Annotated in this window: 15 protein-coding genes and 1 tRNA gene; 12 read left to right on the top strand and 4 right to left on the bottom strand. The window is 71.0% G+C overall.

The genetic code is table 11. The features are described from left to right. The first annotated feature begins 89 nt into the window (after positions 1–89). The 3 genes from H4J02_RS11765 to H4J02_RS11755 all read left to right on the top strand — a co-directional run bounded on the left by H4J02_RS11765 (position 90) and on the right by H4J02_RS11755 (position 2,580). Complete coding sequence (locus tag H4J02_RS11765) at positions 90–1,163, top strand: Rv2578c family radical SAM protein (protein ID WP_187674753.1); 1,074 nt, start codon at positions 90–92, stop codon at positions 1,161–1,163. Between the two features lie 68 nt (positions 1,164–1,231). Next, positions 1,232–1,915: a response regulator gene (locus tag H4J02_RS11760; RefSeq protein ID WP_187674752.1), complete on the top strand. Its 684-nt coding sequence runs from the start codon at positions 1,232–1,234 to the stop codon at positions 1,913–1,915. Then, the gene (locus tag H4J02_RS11755) at positions 1,915–2,580 is read left to right on the top strand and encodes a thymidine kinase (protein ID WP_187674751.1); all 666 of its coding nucleotides are present in this window, start codon (positions 1,915–1,917) and stop codon (positions 2,578–2,580) included. Before H4J02_RS11760 ends, H4J02_RS11755 begins: the two co-directional genes overlap by 1 nt. Positions 2,581–2,618: 38 nt before the next feature. On the opposite strand, the gene H4J02_RS11750 is transcribed toward H4J02_RS11755, so the two are convergent. The 3 genes from H4J02_RS11750 to H4J02_RS11740 form a co-directional block, all read right to left on the bottom strand. Beyond that, a tRNA-Pro gene (locus H4J02_RS11750) sits at positions 2,619–2,695 on the bottom strand. A gap of 47 nt (positions 2,696–2,742) precedes the next feature. Beyond that, positions 2,743–3,702, bottom strand: a complete 960-nt coding sequence (locus H4J02_RS11745) for a metallophosphoesterase (RefSeq protein WP_187674750.1) — start codon at positions 3,700–3,702, stop codon at positions 2,743–2,745. Further along, on the bottom strand, positions 3,699–6,263 hold the full coding sequence (locus H4J02_RS11740; RefSeq protein WP_187674749.1) for a transglycosylase domain-containing protein: 2,565 nt from the start codon (positions 6,261–6,263) through the stop codon (positions 3,699–3,701). Before H4J02_RS11740 ends, H4J02_RS11745 begins: the two co-directional genes overlap by 4 nt. A gap of 54 nt (positions 6,264–6,317) precedes the next feature. Here H4J02_RS11740 and H4J02_RS11735 point away from each other — a divergent pair, with 54 nt between their 5' ends. Together H4J02_RS11735 and H4J02_RS11730 are read left to right on the top strand one after the other, a co-directional pair. Then, positions 6,318–6,482, top strand: coding sequence for a DUF4177 domain-containing protein (locus H4J02_RS11735; RefSeq protein WP_222942177.1), 165 nt, complete (start codon positions 6,318–6,320; stop codon positions 6,480–6,482). Continuing rightward, positions 6,479–6,937 carry a RidA family protein gene (locus H4J02_RS11730; RefSeq protein WP_187674748.1) on the top strand — a complete coding sequence of 153 codons (459 nt, stop codon included), beginning with the start codon at positions 6,479–6,481 and terminating at the stop codon, positions 6,935–6,937. The genes H4J02_RS11735 and H4J02_RS11730 overlap by 4 nt, the downstream gene beginning before the upstream one ends. A 156-nt stretch (positions 6,938–7,093) precedes the next feature. Here H4J02_RS11730 and acs read toward each other — a convergent pair whose 3' ends face one another. After that, on the bottom strand, positions 7,094–9,073 hold the full coding sequence (gene acs, locus H4J02_RS11725) for an acetate--CoA ligase (RefSeq protein WP_397420134.1): 1,980 nt from the start codon (positions 9,071–9,073) through the stop codon (positions 7,094–7,096). Positions 9,074–9,514: 441 nt separating this feature from the next. Here acs and H4J02_RS11720 point away from each other — a divergent pair, with 441 nt between their 5' ends. The 7 genes from H4J02_RS11720 (at position 9,515) to tmk (ending at position 16,251) form a co-directional block, all read left to right on the top strand. After that, the gene (locus H4J02_RS11720; RefSeq protein WP_262406069.1) at positions 9,515–10,465 is read left to right on the top strand and encodes a TadA family conjugal transfer-associated ATPase; all 951 of its coding nucleotides are present in this window, start codon (positions 9,515–9,517) and stop codon (positions 10,463–10,465) included. Beyond that, complete coding sequence (locus tag H4J02_RS11715; protein WP_187674745.1) at positions 10,462–11,433, top strand: type II secretion system F family protein; 972 nt, start codon at positions 10,462–10,464, stop codon at positions 11,431–11,433. The genes H4J02_RS11720 and H4J02_RS11715 overlap by 4 nt, the downstream gene beginning before the upstream one ends. Before the next feature lie 454 nt (positions 11,434–11,887). Continuing rightward, the gene (locus H4J02_RS11710; RefSeq protein WP_262406068.1) at positions 11,888–12,076 is read left to right on the top strand and encodes a DUF4244 domain-containing protein; all 189 of its coding nucleotides are present in this window, start codon (positions 11,888–11,890) and stop codon (positions 12,074–12,076) included. Then, positions 12,054–12,404 (top strand): TadE family type IV pilus minor pilin, encoded by a 351-nt coding sequence (locus tag H4J02_RS11705; RefSeq protein ID WP_187674744.1) that lies wholly within the window; start codon positions 12,054–12,056, stop codon positions 12,402–12,404. The genes H4J02_RS11710 and H4J02_RS11705 overlap by 23 nt, the downstream gene beginning before the upstream one ends. Next, positions 12,404–12,805, top strand: a complete 402-nt coding sequence (locus H4J02_RS11700; RefSeq protein ID WP_187674743.1) for an Rv3654c family TadE-like protein — start codon at positions 12,404–12,406, stop codon at positions 12,803–12,805. Before H4J02_RS11705 ends, H4J02_RS11700 begins: the two co-directional genes overlap by 1 nt. Before the next feature lie 99 nt (positions 12,806–12,904). Beyond that, positions 12,905–15,625: a type I DNA topoisomerase gene (topA, locus tag H4J02_RS11695; RefSeq protein ID WP_187674742.1), complete on the top strand. Its 2,721-nt coding sequence runs from the start codon at positions 12,905–12,907 to the stop codon at positions 15,623–15,625. Beyond that, on the top strand, positions 15,625–16,251 hold the full coding sequence (gene tmk / locus H4J02_RS11690) for a dTMP kinase (RefSeq protein ID WP_187674741.1): 627 nt from the start codon (positions 15,625–15,627) through the stop codon (positions 16,249–16,251). Before topA ends, tmk begins: the two co-directional genes overlap by 1 nt. Positions 16,252–16,253: the final 2 nt, after the last annotated feature.

The raw sequence follows: 16,253 nt of genomic DNA, 5'->3' as shown, positions 1-16,253 counted from the left end.
GGAGGATCGGAGCGTGGATGCGGTCGACGGCCGCGAGGGGCGCGCCGCATCCGCTTGACGCATCTTCGAATGCATGTTCGAATGTCTGGATGAGGTGGAGCGGGCAGGAGCTGGGCGTGGAACGCGACGACGCGCTGCCCGGACTCGCCCGCCTCAACAACCTCGTGCGCTCCGTGCAGACGCCCGAGTTCGCCGGGCTCACCTTCCACGAGGTGCTCGCCAAGTCGGCCCTCAACCACGTGCCGGGCGCGTCCAAGGCCCTCCCCTTCGGCTGGACCATCAACCCCTACCGAGGCTGCAGCCACCAGTGCGTCTTCTGCTTCGCCCGCCAGACGCACACCTACCTCGACCTCGACGCGGGCCGTGACTTCGACACCCAGATCGTCGTCAAGGTGAACGTCGTCGAGGTGCTCGAGAAGGAGCTGCGGCGGCCCAGCTGGGAGCGTCCGAACGTCGCGCTCGGCACCAACACCGACCCGTACCAGCGGGCGGAGGGCCGCTACCGGCTCATGCCGGGCATCATCGCGGCGCTCGCCGCCGCCGACACCCCCTTCAGCATCCTCACCAAGGGCACGCTGCTGCGGCGCGACATCCCGTTGCTGCAGGCCGCGGCCGAGCGCGTGCCCGTCGAGACGGCGATGTCGATCGCCATCTACGACGACGAGCTGCAGCACGCGATCGAACCGGGCGCCCCCACCACGGCTGCCCGGCTCGCGACCGTCAAGGCTGTGCGCGAGGCGGGGCTCCCGTGCGCCGTCTTCCTCATGCCCGTGCTGCCGTATCTCGCCGATTCGCGCGAGCACCTCGAGCTCGCGCTCGAGCGGATAGCGGATGCCGGGGCCACGAGCGTCGCCTACAGTGCGCTCCATCTGCGGCCGGGCGCCAAGGAGTGGTTCGCCGCGTGGCTCGCCCGCACCCACCCCGAACTCGTGCCCCGGTATCGCGCGCTCTACGGCGCGGGGGCCTACGCGCCGAAGGAGTACCGCGCGCAGCTCGCGGCGCGCATCCGCCCGCTCATCCGGCGGTACGGGCTCGACCGCCCGCGGCTCGACCCGTCCACGGGGATCCCCGCGACGCGGCCCCGTGGGTCTGCCGGGGTGGGAGCGCTCGCATCCGAGCTGAGCCCTGCGGCCGCCGCGGCGCTCCAACCCACTCTGTTCTGACGGATTCGGGACACGATTCAGGACGCTTCCCCCCGTGATTGGGACATCGGCGGCGGTAGGCTCATCGCATGAACCCGACGCTCAGTGCTGCCCCCGCGCGCGGAGAGACCGGGGGTGCGGTCGTGCGTCTCGCGATCCTCGACGACCATGAGGTGCTGCTCGACACGCTGAGTACCTGGATCGAGCGCCACGCGCCCGACTTCGACGTCGTGCTCGGCGCGGCGAACTGGCTGGAGCTCGTGCAGAGCCCCGCCTTCCCGACCGACCTCGTGTTCATCGACTTCCAGCTCAAGGAGCCGATCTCGATCGAGGCGCGCGTGCGCACGTGCCGCGCCGCCGGCGCCAAGGTCATCGTGCTCTCGAGCCTCGACACCCGCGAGGCCCGCGACCGCGCCTTCGCCGCGGGCGCGAGCGAGTTCCTCTCCAAGTCGCTGCCGATGGCGAACGTCATGGCGGCAGCCCGCCGCGTCATGGGCATGGACCCGCCGGAGGACGAGGAGGTCGAGCGCGCCACCGCGTCCGCACCCCTCCAGCAGCTCAAGCCGAAGCTCAGCCCCGGCGAGGAGGAGGCGTTCAAGCTCTACGTCTCCGGCCACAGCACGGCCGCCGTCGCCGAGCGCATGAACGTGCAGTACGAGACCGCGAAGACCTATCTGCGGCGCGTGCGCGAGAAGTACGCGAAGGCCGGTCGGCCGGCGGGCAAGAAGGCAGAGCTGATCCGCCGTGCGGCGGAGGACGGATACCTCGAGTAGTGGCGAAGCTGTACTTCCGTTATGGGGCGATGAACTCCGGCAAGAGCACGGCGCTCCTGCAAGCGGCATACAACTACGAGGAGCGCGGACACGAGGTGCTGCTCGCGAAGCCCGCCATCGACTCGAAGGGCGATGACGCGATCGTGTCGCGCCTCGGCGTCGTGCGGCCCGTCGACTTCACCGTCGCGCCGGCCGAGGATCTGCTCGCCCGCTTCCAGCGCGAGCGCGCCCGCGCCGTCGAGGTCCGCGGCCGCGACATCAGCTGCCTCCTCATCGACGAGGCCCAGTTCCTCACCGAGCAGCAGGTCGACGACCTGCTGCGGGTCGCGATCGAGCAGAACATCCCCGTGCTCGCCTACGGCATCCGCACCGACTTCCAGACGGTCGCGTTCCCCGGCAGCCGGCGCTTGCTCGAGATCGCCCACTCCCTCGAGGAGCTCAAGACGATCTGCCGTTGCGGCCGCAAGGCCGTATTCAACGGGCGCAAGGTCGGCGAGCGCTTCGTGTTCGACGGCGACCAGGTCGCGATCGACGGCGAGTCGGTCACCTACGAGTCGCTGTGCGGCGCGTGCTACCTCGAGGAGTCGGGTGGTGTGCTCAACCGCGGCTGGCGGCCCAAGCTCGAGTTCAGCTACGGCACGGAGCCGGACGCCGACTTCACGTGACATGCGAAAGGGCCGCCCGAAGGCGGCCCTTTTCGTTGTGGTCGGGGTAACAGGATTTGAACCTGCGGCCTCGTCGTCCCGAACGACGCGCGCTACCAAGCTGCGCCATACCCCGGTGCTGCCAGAGGCAACCTGTCAAGGATAGCCGATTTCGCGCGCCGGTCAGTCCACCTTCACGGGCGTGAGGGTCATCACGATCGCCTCGGGCGGGCACGCGAAGCGCACGGGCGCGTAGATCGACGTGCCGAGCCCCGCCGACACCTCCAGGAACGAGGACTGGGCACCGGCACGCCACACCGAGAGGCCCTGCGCCTGCTCGCGCGGGATGTCGCAGTTCGTGACGAGCGCCGGCCGGCCTGGGATGCGCACCTGACCGCCGTGGGTGTGCCCCGCGAAGACGATGTCGGCGCCCTGGCTCGCGAACGCGTCGAGCACGCGGCGGTACGGCGCGTGGGTCGCGGCGATCGTGAGCACCTGGCGCGGCTCCGGGGTCGACCACTCGACCTCCTCGCGCATCCGCTCGACCATGCCGGGCAGCTCGCCGAGGCGGTCCCAGCCGCGGTGCGCGTCGCCCGTTCCGATGAGCTCGATGCGCGTGCCCTTGAGCTCGATCGCGCGCACGGCGTTGTTGAGGTCGAACCAGCCGAGCTCGCCCTCGAGGTAGGAGTCGAGGGAGGCCGTGTCGAGGTCGGGCTCGTTCTTGACCCGGCCGTGGGCGCCCTCGAAGAAATAGCCGAAGGGGTTCTTGAGCACGGGGCCGTAGTAGTCGTTCGAGCCGTGCACGAAGACGCCCGCTGCACCCTCGAAGACGTCGAGCGCGCGCCGTACGCCCGCGAGACCGTCCTCGTGACCGAGATTGTCGCCGGTGTCGATGACGAGGTCGGGCTCGTAGACGGCGAGCGAGCGGATGAAGTCCTGCTTTGCGCGCTGCCACGGGGCCATGTGCAGGTCGCTCAGGTGCAGGATCGTGATCGGTCGGGCGTCCGGCTCGAGCACCGCGAGGGTCTCGTGGCGCACGGTGAAGCGGTTGCGCTCGACGAGGGCGCCCCACGCGAACGCCGCGAGACCCGCGGCGGCCGTCGCTCCGAGCGCGCCGGCCACCGCGCGTCCCGCCGACGTCATGGGCAGGACATCTTCCTGACCGTGAGCGTCACCTGGATGCCCTTGTTCACGACGGATCCCGCTGCCGGGTTCTGGGCGACCACGTTGTTCATGGTGCCCGGCGGATCACCTGGCTCCGCCTCTTCGCAGACCTGTGTCACGTTCGTGAAGCCCGCGGCTTGGAGGTCGTCCTTCGCGTCGTTGTAGTTCTGGTTCGGGGAGACCACGTCGGGCACGGTGGCCGCCTGACCGTTGCTCGTGAAGACGCGCACCCCGGTTCCCTTAGGCACCTGCGAACCCGCTCCCGGGTCGGTGCCGACGACAGTGCCCACCGGGAGATCGGAATCCATCTGGCCGCCGTCCTCGTAGGCGAGGTTGGCGAGCTCGATCGCCGACTTCGCCTGCTCTGGCGTGAGGCCGAGCACGTCGGGCACGTTGACCTGCACGCCCTTGAGGAGAGCGGGATCGGGCTGCGCAAACGCGCCCCCCGGGAAGTACGTGTCGAGCTTCTTCGCGTAGGGGAGGAAGATCTTGTGGCGGAGCACGGATGCCTGCACGCCGTTCACATAGATGCGTCGCAGGTTCTGCTCGCCCTCGATGTTGCCCACCCAGACCGCGGTCGCGACCTGCGGCGACGAGCCCACCATCCACGTGTGCACGGCGGCGTCGGTCGTACCCGTCTTGCCCATGTACGGGGTGCCGTCGCGGGGGTTCGACGCTGAGGCGGTTCCGCCCATCACGGACTGCATCGCGTAGGCCGCCGTGTCGGCGACAGCCGGCGTCACGAGCGACTGCCCGCAGTCCGGCACCTGGCCGCCGAGCGACTCGCCGTTCGCGTCGAGGATGTCGTCGACGATGATCGGCTCGCAGTACACGCCGTGGTTGGAGATCGCGGCGTAGGCGGCGGCCTGCGTGAGCGGCGCGATGTTGTTCTCGCAACCGCCGATCGAGCACACCGGAAGCGTCGACAGGTCCGAGCCGTCCCGCTTGCCGTCGGCGCGGTGCACACCGATCGAGGCGGCGAGCTTGGCGATGTCGCACTGGTCTACCTCCATCGCCATCTGGATGAAGACCGAGTTGACGGAGCCGGCCGTACCGCGGGTGACGGTGTAGAGCCCGGATTCATTCTGGTCGTTGCGGAACTTGAACCGGCCGCCGTACGGGCCGCCGCAGCTGTCCTGGAACTTCGCCATCGGCACGTCGCGGACGCTCGCGTTGAACGTCTCGTTGAGGCCGTGACCGGCGTTGAGGAACGCGAGCAGAACATAGGGCTTGTACGTCGAACCGGGCTGGAAGCCCTTCGAGGCGCCGTGGGAGGCGTCGGCCGTCAGGTTGACTGCGGAGGTCGACACCGGGTCACCCGTGCCGGTGTCGTCGAAGACCTTGTTCTGCGCCATCGAGATGATGCGGCCTGTGCCGACCTGGACGCTCGCGAGCGCCGCGCCGAGCTTGAAGCGCGACTCCTCCGGCGGGGCGTACTGCTGCGCGACCTGAGTGGCCGTCGTCTGCGTGTCGGGGTTGATCGACAGCACGAGCGTGAGGCCGCCCTCGCGCCAGGTCTTGATCTGCTCGTCGCGGTCGCTGCCGAGCGAGGGCACCTCGCCGTTGAGCACGCTCTTGAGCGCGTAGTCGCAGGGGAGGCGGTACTCGACGGCCGCGACGGCGCAGCCGGACTTCGGCGGGTTCGAGCTGACGGTGGTCTCGTCGACCGGGGTCGCGAGCGCCTCCTCGTACTGTGCCTTGTCGAGGTGGCCCTGCGTGTACATCCAGCCGAGGATGACGTTGCGGCGCTTCTCGTTGCGCTCGTAGTTCTCGGGGTAGATGAGGGTGTTCTTGACCGGGTTCTGCACGATCGCGATGAGGCTCGCCGCCTGGGCGGGCGTCACATCCTTCGCGGAGGTGCCGAAGAAGCGCTGCGCGCCGGCCTCGACACCGTAGGTGTTCGAGCCCATGCCGACGATGTTGAGATACGCCGCGAGGATCTCGTCCTTGGAGTACTTCTTCTCCATGCCGATCGCGAGCTTCATCTCGCGGAGCTTGCGGTTCAGGTCGGGGTAGGTCGCGGCCTCGATGGCCTCCGTGCGCTGCTCCTCCGTGTAGTCGGTGTTGTTCACCGCGCGGAGCACGAGGATGTTGCGAACGAGCTGCATCGTCAGGGTCGAGGCGCCCGAGGAGCTCGTCTTGGTCGCCTGGCCGACGGCGGCGCGGATGAGCGACGGCATGTCGACGCCGCCGTGCTCGTAGAAGCGGCGGTCCTCGCCGTCGATGGCCGCCCACTTGAGGTCTTCGTCGATCTGGTCGAGCGTGACCTCCTCGCGGTTCTGGTCGAACCACGTGGCGATCGGCAGGAGCGAGCCGTCGGGGTTGCGGACGGCGATCGTGTTGCGCTCGTGCTGCTTGTCGATCGTGATGTAGTCGGGCATCTCCTGGAACACGGAGATGGAGTTGTTCGCGGTCATCCCGGTGACGGCGATGGCGGGGGCCACCATGACGGTCACCAGGAGGCCGGCGATGGCGCTGAAGCCGAGAAGGCCGGCCCCTGCGCCGAGCAGACTCCTAGCCGAGGATCCTTGAGCGGGCATAGGGTTCAGGGTACGGGAGAACTCCTTCCCGATACCTGAACGGAAGCCCGAAAAGTGCCGACCTGGGAATACGTGACCACGCCGTTGCTCATCCACAACACGACCGCCATCCTCAACACCTGGGGCGCGAAGGGGTGGGAGCTCGTCCAGATCGTGACGGGGCCCGAGGGCGGGCTCGTCGCCTACCTCAAGCGCCCCGTCGAGGAGAGTGCCGAATGAGCATCGAAGACCGTCTCGCCGAGCTGGGCCTCGCGCTGCCGCCCGTCGTCCCGCCCGTCGCCGCCTACGTGCCGGCGCAGATCAGCGGCAACCTCGTCTACACGGCGGGCCAGCTGCCCATGATCGGCGGCGTCCTGCCCGCGACCGGCAAGGTCGGCGCGGAGGTCGGGGCCGACGAGGCGAAGGAGTTCGCTCGCGTCTGCGCGCTCAACGCGCTCGCCGCGGCCGAGAGCGTCATCGGCTCGCTCGACCGCGTGACGAAGGTCGTCAAGGTCGTCGGCTTCGTCGCATCCGCTCCCGACTTCACGGGCCAGCCCGGCGTCGTCAACGGCGCATCCGAGCTGCTCGGCGAGATCTTCGGCGAGGCCGGCACGCACGCCCGCTCGGCCGTGGGCGTCGCGGTGCTGCCGCTCGACGCGCCGGTCGAGGTGGAGCTGGTGCTCGAGTTCGCGTAGGTCTGCGCGGGTCGCTTCGAAAGGGGCGGCGCCTTCCCCGATCCATGAGACAGGAATGTCTCGAGAGGAAGCGCCGCCCCCTTCTTCGCTCGCGTCAGCTCTGCGAACTCCCGCTGGTTGAGTAGCCGCGGAGCGGCGTGTCGAAACCAGCCCGCGTCAGCTCGCGGTGCCCGCGGCGCGGGCGCGCATCTTGTCGCTGATCGTCTGCATGACCATCGTGTCGGCGAGCGTCGTCGTGTCGCCGATCTGGCGGCCCTCCGCGGCATCCCGCAGCAGGCGGCGCATGATCTTGCCCGAGCGGGTCTTCGGCAGCTCCGTCACGAGGAAGATGTCGCGCGGGCGGGCGATCGCGCCGATCGCCTGGGCCACGTGAGCCTTGAGCAGCTGCACGAACTCCTCGTCGGTGTGCTCGTCGCGGTGCGACTGCTTGACGATCACGAAGGCGACGACCGCCTGACCCGTGGTGTCATCCGAGGCCCCCACGACGGCGGCCTCCGCGACCATCGGGTTGCCGACGAGCGCCGACTCGATCTCGGTGGTCGACAGGCGGTGACCCGACACGTTCATGACGTCGTCGATGCGGCCGAGCAGCCAGATGTCGCCGTCCTCGTCGACGTGCGCGCCGTCGCCCGCGAAGTAGCGCCACCCGTGGTCGCGGAACTTCTCCCAGTAGGTCTCCACGAAGCGGTCGGGGTCGCCCCAGATGCCGCGCAGCATCGACGGCCACGGCTCGCGCACCGTCAGCAGCCCGCCGTTCGGCGGGTCCACGCGCGTGCCGTCGTCGGCGAGGATGTCGATCGTGATGCCCGGCTGCGGCACCTGCGCACTGCCCGGCTTGAGCGTCGTGACGCCCGGCAGCGCCGAGATCATGATCGCCCCGGTCTCGGTCTGCCACCACGTGTCGACGATGGGCGTCTCGCCGCCGCCGATGACGTCGCGGTACCAGATCCACGCCTCCGGGTTGATGGGCTCGCCCACCGAGCCGAGCAGCCGCAGGCTCGACAGGTCGAACTGCTGCGGCACCTGGCGGCCCGTCTTCATGAACGAGCGGATGGCGGTGGGCGCCGTGTAGAGGATCGTCACGCCGTACTTCTGGATGAGCTCCCACCAGCGGCCCGGGTGCGGAGTGTCGGGGGTGCCCTCGTACATGAGCTGCGTGGCGCCGTTCGCGAGCGGGCCGTAGACGACGTAGCTGTGGCCCGTGACCCATCCGATGTCGGCCGTGCACCAGTAGACGTCCGACTCGGGGTGCAGGTCGAACACGTCGTGGTGCGTCGCGGCCGCCTGGGTGAGGTAGCCGCCGCTCGTGTGCAGGATGCCCTTCGGCTTCCCCGTGGTGCCCGAGGTGTAGAGGATGAAGAGCGGGTTCTCGGCCTCGAAGGCCTGTGCCTCGTGGTCGAGGTCGGCATCCGCCATGGCCTCGTCCCACCAGAGGTCGCGCCCCTCGGTCCACTCGACGTCGTTGCCGCCGCGCTTCACGACGACGACGTGCTCGACGGTCGTCTCGCCCTCGAGCGCCTGGTCGACGGTGCCCTTGAGCGGGAAGACCTTGCCCTTGCGGTATCCGCCGTCGGCGGTGATGACGAGCTTCGCCTCGGCGTCCTCGATGCGGGCGCGCAGCGACTCGGCGCTGAAGCCGCCGAAGACGACCGAGTGGATGGCGCCGAGGCGCGCGACCGCGAGCATCGCGACCACGGCCTCCGGGATCATCGGCAGGTAGATGGCGACGCGGTCGCCCTGCGTCACGCCGAGAGCTGCGAGGGCGTTCGCGGCGCGCTTCACCTCGGCCGTCAGCTCGGCGTAGGTGATGCTGCGGCTGTCGCCCGGCTCGCCCTCCCAGTGGATGGCGACGCGGTCGCCGAGCCCTGAGAGCACGTGGCGGTCGAGGCAGTTGTAGGCGACGTTGAGCTTGCCGTCGGCGAACCACTTCGCGAAGGGCGGATTGCTCCAGTCGAGCACGGTCTCGAAGGGCTTGTGCCAGTGCAGCTCACGCGCCCGGTCGCCCCAGTAGGCGAGCCGGTCGGCGGCGGCGTTTTTGTAGAGCTCAGGGCCGGCGACGCGGGTCGCGGCGAACTCGGGACTCGGCGCGAAGCGGCGGGTCTCGGTGAGCAGGCTGTCGATCGAGTTCTGGGACATCATCATCCTTGTGTCGATTCGCGACCGTGCCTGGTAGTCGCGCGGGTTCTCCGGTGAACGCTCCCGATCCTAACCACGCGCAGGGGACGTGTCCGCGTGTTGCAGGTGCCGCCGTCGGTCAGCGGTGGCGACGGTGAGGACGAGCGGATGCGGGGCCCGAGGGGGCCTTAATTTCCCATTGCGATGGGGCACCCATGCAGTAGACTCTGGGGCACCGAGCGTAACCTCTCGGATTTCGCAGTGCCCCGATTCCCCCCATTCGTCGCACTGCTGTGGCGGCGCCCATTTCCCCCCAACTGGGCGCCGCCCCTCCGTTTAACCGGCGCCTTAGCGGTCGCCCGATCCGGGTTCCCCTCCTCCTCCGTGGGCGGGGTCTCGCGCTGTCCCCGGATGCCGTGCCCGGCCCGTTCGCGGGGGGTTCCGCGGGCGCATCCTCGAGGGGTGCACCCCGGCGAACGAGCGATCCCCGACGCGGCCGTCTTCGGTCCGCTCGCGCCTTTCGTCGTCGACCCGGCGGCGACCGACGTCTTCGTGAACCCCGACGGCTCGGTGTGGGTCGACCGCGGCGCGGGCGCGCGACGTGAGCCCCGCATCCGCATCCCACCGGGGGAGGCCCGCGAGCTCGCGGTACGGCTCGTCGCCGCGGGCGGGCGGCACCTCGACGAGGCCGCGCCGGCGACCGACGTGCGCATCGGGGGCGGCATCCGCGTGCACGGGGTGCTGCCGCCGGTGTCTCCGGATGCCGCGGTGCTGTCGATCCGGCTGCCGCGCATCGCGCGCTTCGACCTCGGCGCGCTCGCGGCGGAGGGGATGTTCGCGCGCGTCGAGCGCGCGGCCGTCGAGGCCCTTGTGGCGCGGCGCGCCAATGTGCTCGTGACCGGGGCGGCCGGCGCGGGCAAGACGACGCTGCTCGGCGCGCTCCTCGCTGCGGCGGGTCCGCACGAGCGCATCGTGCTCGTGGAGGACGTCGCCGAGCTGCGCGTCGATCATCCGCACGTCATCCGCCTCGAGGCGCGACAGCCCAACCTCGAGGGTGCGGGTGCCGTCGGCCTCGAGCGGCTCGTGCGCGAGGCCCTGCGCATGCGGCCCGACCGCCTCGTGGTGGGGGAGTGCCGCGGTGCCGAGCTGCGCGAGCTGCTCACCGCTCTCAACACCGGTCACGACGGCGGCGCGGGCACCCTGCATGCCAACTCGCTCGCCGACGTGCCCGCGCGGTTGGAGGCGCTCGGAGCGCTCGCGGGGTGGACGGATGCCGCGCTCGCCCGCCAGGCGGTCAGCGCGATCGACGCCGTGCTGCATGTCGCCCGCGGCCCGGATGGTGCGCGGGTGCTCGCAGAGGTGGGGCGGCTGCGGCTCGGGTCGCACGGACGGCTCGTCGCGGAGGTGTCGTGACCGCGGCGCGCCGCGTGTTGCCGGGCCTCGAGGTCATGGCTCGCGCGCTGCCGGGCCGTGCGGCGCGCGAGGAACCGGGCGCGGCGCTCGACGAGACAGCCGACGCCGTGCACCGCCTCGCCGTGCTGCTCGCCGCGGGCCTCGAGCCGATGGCAGCACTGCGGCTGCTCGACGACTCCCCGCAGCTCACCGCCGCTGCCGCCCGCGGAAGCCCGCTCGACGCGCCCGAGACGATCGTGAGCGCGACGGGCGGCTCCACGGACGAGGTGCGCCGCGGCTGGCGGTACCTCGCGGTGTGCTGGGCGGTCGCGACCGAGACGGGTGCACCCCTTGCGGGCGTGCTCGAACGCGCCGCCGAGACGCTCCGCGCACTCGCCGACGCGGATCGCCAGGTCGACCTCGCTCTCGCGGGCCCGCTCGCGACGGCGCGCATCGTCGCGCTGCTGCCGCTCGCCGGGGTGGCTCTCGCGCTGCTCATCGGTGCCGACCCGGTCGGGGTCGTCGTCGGCACGGTGCCGGGTGCGGTCTCCGCGGCGCTCGGTGCCGCCGCTCTCGCGGCCGGCATCCGCTGGAACCGACGGCTCGTCGCGGCCGCGCGCGTGACCGATCCGCTCGCCGGCCTCGGGCACGAGCTGCTCGCGCTCGCGATGTCGGGTGGGGCGGCTCCGGATGCCGCGCAGCGGCGGGTCGAGCGCGCCGCCGCCCGTTGCGGGCTCGACGCGCCGGTGGCCGACGCCCGCGCGACCCTCGACTTCGCCGCTCGCGCCGGCGTGCCGGCGGCGGCGCTCCTCCGCGCGGAGGCCGCTCGTGCCCGACGCCGCGCCCTCGCCGACGTGCTGCGCCGCGCGGCGCTGCTCGGCTCCCGCCTGCTCGCCCCGCTCGGGGTCTGCTTCCTCCCCGCGTTCGTGCTGCTCGGCGTCGTGCCGCTCATGATCGGCATCCTCCGCGGGGCGCTCGCCGCGTTCTGAGCGCGGGGGCGTCGACACCGCTCCCCGTGCCGAACCCGTTGTGCAGGAGTCGGGCCGTTGTGCAGGAGTCCCGCTGTTGTGCAGGAACCTCGCGCTGTTGTGCAGGAGTTGGGCCGTTGTGCAGGAACCTCGCGCTGTTGTGCAGGAGGGTCGCGCGAGCGCGCCGTAAAGCCGGGGGTTGCGCCAGGGTGCGCGCTCGGAAGTCCTGCACAACAGTCAGCTCCTGCGCAACCGCGGGACTCCTGCATAACGGCGGGGCTCCTGCACAACAGCGCAACTCCTGCAAAACAGCGAAAAAGCTGCCTTGCGGCGGCGGACGGGTGCGCGGGCCGGTCGTCAACAGGGGGCACGACGCGGGGGCGTCCACGGATGTGGGATGCGGCGGCGCGGGGCGGTGGCGACTCGATGAGCATGGGGTGTGGGCGCGCCATCCACGACAGATAAGAGGAATCCCATGGGAACCCGGATGAAGCGGCTCGCGAACCGCATGCGGCGAGACGAGGGCGCCGCGACCGCCGAGTACGCGATCACGATCATGGCGGCGGTCGGCTTCGCCGGCCTGCTCGTGGTCATCCTGCGCTCGGCGGAGGTGCAGCAGATCCTCACCGACCTCGTGCGCGATGCGCTCGCGTTCGGCGGCTGACGACGAGGGGGCCGCCGCGGCGGAGTTCGCCGTCGCGTTCCCCGCCGTCGCGCTCGTGCTCGCGGTGTGCGTGGGCGCGATCGGCGTCGGCGCGCAGCAGCTGCGGCTGCAGGATGCGGCAGCGGATGCGGCACGCGGCTACGGCAGGGGAGAGGCGCCGGGCGCCGTGGCGGGCCGTGTCGCACGCGCGGCGTCGGGCGCATCCGTCTCGGTGTCCCGATCTGACGGGCTCGTGTGCGCACGGCTCGAGGCGGCCGCCCGCGGCCCCGCGGCGGTCGCCGGACTGACGCTCGTCGCGAGCAGCTGCGCTCTCGACGGAGGACGCTGATGCGGTCGCGACACCGCCGGCCCCCGCGTCGCCCGCGCCCGGGTGCCGGCGACCGGTTCCTCGGCTGGCTCGCCACCGACCGCGGCGCCGGCGGCATCACGGCGCTCGCGCTCGTCGCCGCGACCGTCATGTGCGCGCTCGCGGTCGTCGCGCTCGGAGGCGCGCTCACCACGCGACAGCGCGTCGTCGCCGCTGCCGACGGAGCCGCCCTCGCGGCAGCCGACGCGCTCCTCGGCGCCGTCGCGGGCGAGCCGTGCGCTCTCGCCGCGCGGGTGGCCGCAGCGCATCGCGTGGCCCTCGCCGGATGCCGCGTCGAGGGCGCAGAGGTGGTCGTCGAGACGAGGCTCGAGCTCGCGGGAGTCGTGATCACGGCGGATTCGCGGGCCGGACCCGCCCCGTAGGGGCGCGCCGCATCCGGGACCAAAGACCCGAGACAGCGCGAGGCGACGCCCTGACTGTGTGTGTATGGTGTGCCTCGGATCTACGGAAGGAAACACGGAGTGCCCACGAAGAAGCTCGTGATCGTCGAGTCGCCCGCGAAGGCGCGCACGATCGCGCAGTACCTCGGCGACGGATACGAGGTGCAGGCCTCCGTCGGGCACATCCGCGACCTCATCGACACCAAGGACCTGCCGCCCGAGCTCAAGAAGGGCAGCCTCGGCAAATTCTCGGTCGACGTCGACAACGGGTTCGAGCCCTACTACGTCGTCTCTGACAGCAAGAAGAAGACGGTCACCGAGCTCAAGCGCGCGCTCAAAGAAGCCGACGAGCTCTACCTCGCAACGGATGAAGACCGCGAGGGGGAGGCCATCGCGTGGCACCTGCTCGAGGTGCTCAAGCCCAAGGTGCCCGTCAAGCGCATGGTGTTCCACGAGATCACCAAGGACGCCATCCAGCGCGCCGAGCAGAACACCCGCGAGATCGACACCGCCCTCGTCGACGCGCAGGAGACCCGCCGCATCCTCGACCGCCTCTACGGCTTCGAGATCTCGCCTGTGCTGTGGCGCAAGGTCGGTCCGGGGCTCTCGGCCGGCCGCGTGCAGTCCGCCGCGACGCGCCTCGTCGTCGACCGTGAGCGCGAGCGCCTCGCGTTCGTCTCGGCGAACTACTGGGACCTCACGGCCGAGCTCGCCGCCGCCGACGCCGACTCCTCCTTCACCGCGCGCCTCGCCCGATTGGAGGGCAAGCGCATCGCCCAGGGCGGCGACTTCGACGACGCCGGCAAGCTCAAGGCGGATGTCGTGGCGCTCGACGAGCGCGCCGCCGACACCCTCGTCGACGCGCTGCGCGCGGACACCGCGACGTTCACCGTCGCGAAGCTCGAGACGAAGCCGTACTCGCGTCGCCCCGCCGCACCGTTCACGACGTCGACCCTCCAGCAGGAGGCCTCGCGCAAGCTGCGCTTCTCGGCGCGCACGACCATGAGCCTCGCGCAGTCGCTCTACGAGAACGGCTACATCACCTACATGCGCACCGACTCGACGACGCTCTCGCAGCAGGCGATCGACGCGGCGCGCTCGCAGGCGGTCAAGCTCTACGGCGCCGACTCGATCCCCGAGAAGCCGCGCGTCTACGCCTCCAAGTCGAAGAACGCGCAGGAGGCCCACGAGGCCATCCGCCCCTCGGGCGACACCTTCCGCACGCCCGCCGAGCTCAGCTCGCAGCTGCGCGGCGACGAGTTCAAGCTCTACGACCTCATCTGGAAGCGCACCATCGCGAGCCAGATGGCCGACGCGAAGGGCTCGACCGCGACCGTCACGATCGCCGCCGACGGGGGCGAGGGCGCGCGCGCAGAGTTCACCGCATCCGGAACCGTCATCACCTTCCGCGGCTACCAGGCCGCGTACGAGGAGGGTCGCGACGAGGCGCGCAACGCCGCCGACGAGGCGAGCGCCAAGCTGCCGCCGCTCGAGGAGGGCCAGGCGCTCACGGTCGCCGAGCTCCAGGCCAAGGGCCACGACACGACCCCGCCGCCGCGCTACACCGAGGCGAGCCTCGTGAAGGCGCTCGAGGAGCTCGGCATCGGACGCCCCTCGACCTACGCCTCGATCATCTCGACCATCATCGACCGCGGCTACGTGACCCCGCGTGGCCAGGCGCTCGTGCCCAACTGGATCGCGTTCAGCGTCGTGCGCCTGCTCGAGGACCACTTCAGCGAGCTCGTGGAGTACGACTTCACGGCCGAAATGGAAGACGACCTCGACAAGATCGCCAGCGGCGAGGCGGCGCGCGTCGACTGGCTCAACCAGTTCTACTTCGGAGGCGGCGAGCACCCCGGCCTGCGCGAGATCGTCGACAACCTCGGCGACATCGACGCCCGCGAGGTCAACTCGATCCGCATCGACGACGGCATCACCCTGCGTGTCGGCCGCTACGGCCCCTACCTCGAGGTCGAGGACGGATCCGAGACCCCGCGCCGCGTCAACGTGCCCGAGGACGTCGCCCCCGACGAACTCACGCCCGCGAAGGCCCGTGAGCTCATCGAGGCGCCCATCGTGACCGACCGCGTGCTCGGCGAGAACCCCGCCAACGGCAAGACGATCGTCGTCAAGGACGGCCGCTACGGCCCGTACGTCACCGAGCTCGAGCCCGAGCCCGAGGCGGATGCGCCCGCGCAGGTCGAAGGCGTCGCCGTCGACCCCGCCACGGGCGAGGTGGTCGACGAGAAGCCCAAGAAGAAGAAGGCGACGAAGAAGGCCGCCGCGCCGAAGCCGCGCACCGCATCCCTCTTCAAGTCGATGGAGGTCGCCACGATCGACCTCGAGACGGCACTCAAGCTGCTCGAGCTGCCGCGCACCGTGGGCGAGGACCCGGAGACGGGCGAGCCCATCACGGCCCAGAACGGCCGCTACGGGCCGTACCTCAAGAAGGGCACCGACTCGCGCTCGCTCGAGAGCGAGGAGCAGATCTTCACGATCGAGCTGCCCGCCGCGCTCGAGATCTTCGCTCAGCCGAAGTACGGCGCCCGTCGCCCGTCGAGCGCGCTCAAGGAGTTCGACGCCGACCCGACGAGCGGCAAGCCGATCCGCATCCGCGACGGCCGCTTCGGGCCCTACGTGACCGACGGCGAGACCAACGCGACCATCCCGCGCGGCGAGACCGTCGAGGGCGTCGACTTCGACCGCGCCGTGCAGCTGCTCGCCGACAAGCGCGCCAAGGGACCGGTCAAGAAGAAGCCCGCCACCCGCGCGAAGAAGCCCGCCGCGGCGAAGAAGCGCTGATGGCGGCCCGCGGCCTGTTCCTCACCTTCGAGGGCGGCGACGGGTCGGGCAAGTCGACCCAGGTGGCGCTCCTCACGGAATGGCTCGCCGACCAGGGGCGCACGGTCGTGCACGCGCGCGAGCCCGGCGGCACCGAACTCGGCAGCGAGCTGCGGGAGATCATCCTGCACCGACGCGGCTACATCGCCCCGCGCGCCGAGGCGCTCCTCTACGCCGCCGACCGCGCGCACAACATCGCGACCGTCGTGCGCCCCGCGCTCGAGCGCGGCGACATCGTCATCCAGGACCGCTACCTCGACTCGTCCGTCGCATACCAGGGCGCGGGCCGCGTGCTCGACCCCGACGAGGTGCGGAACGTGTCGCTGTGGGCGACCGAGGGCTTGCTCCCCGACCTCACGGTGCTCCTCGACCTCGACATCGAGACGGGTCGCGCGCGACTCGACGACTCCCGCACGCGCTACGACCGCCTCGAGGCGGAGGCCGCCGAGTTCCACCACCGCGTGCGCGAGGCGTACCTCGCGCTCGCCGCGGCCGAGCCCGAGCGCTTCCTCGTGCTCGACGCGACCGAACCCGTCGACGCGCTCGCCGCGCGCATCCGGCACCGGGTGTCGGACCTGCTCGCGTAGCC

This window comes from Protaetiibacter sp. SSC-01 (genome assembly GCF_014483895.1).
Lineage (GTDB): Bacteria > Actinomycetota > Actinomycetes > Actinomycetales > Microbacteriaceae > Homoserinibacter.
This window is presented reverse-complemented; position numbering and strand designations above follow the sequence as displayed.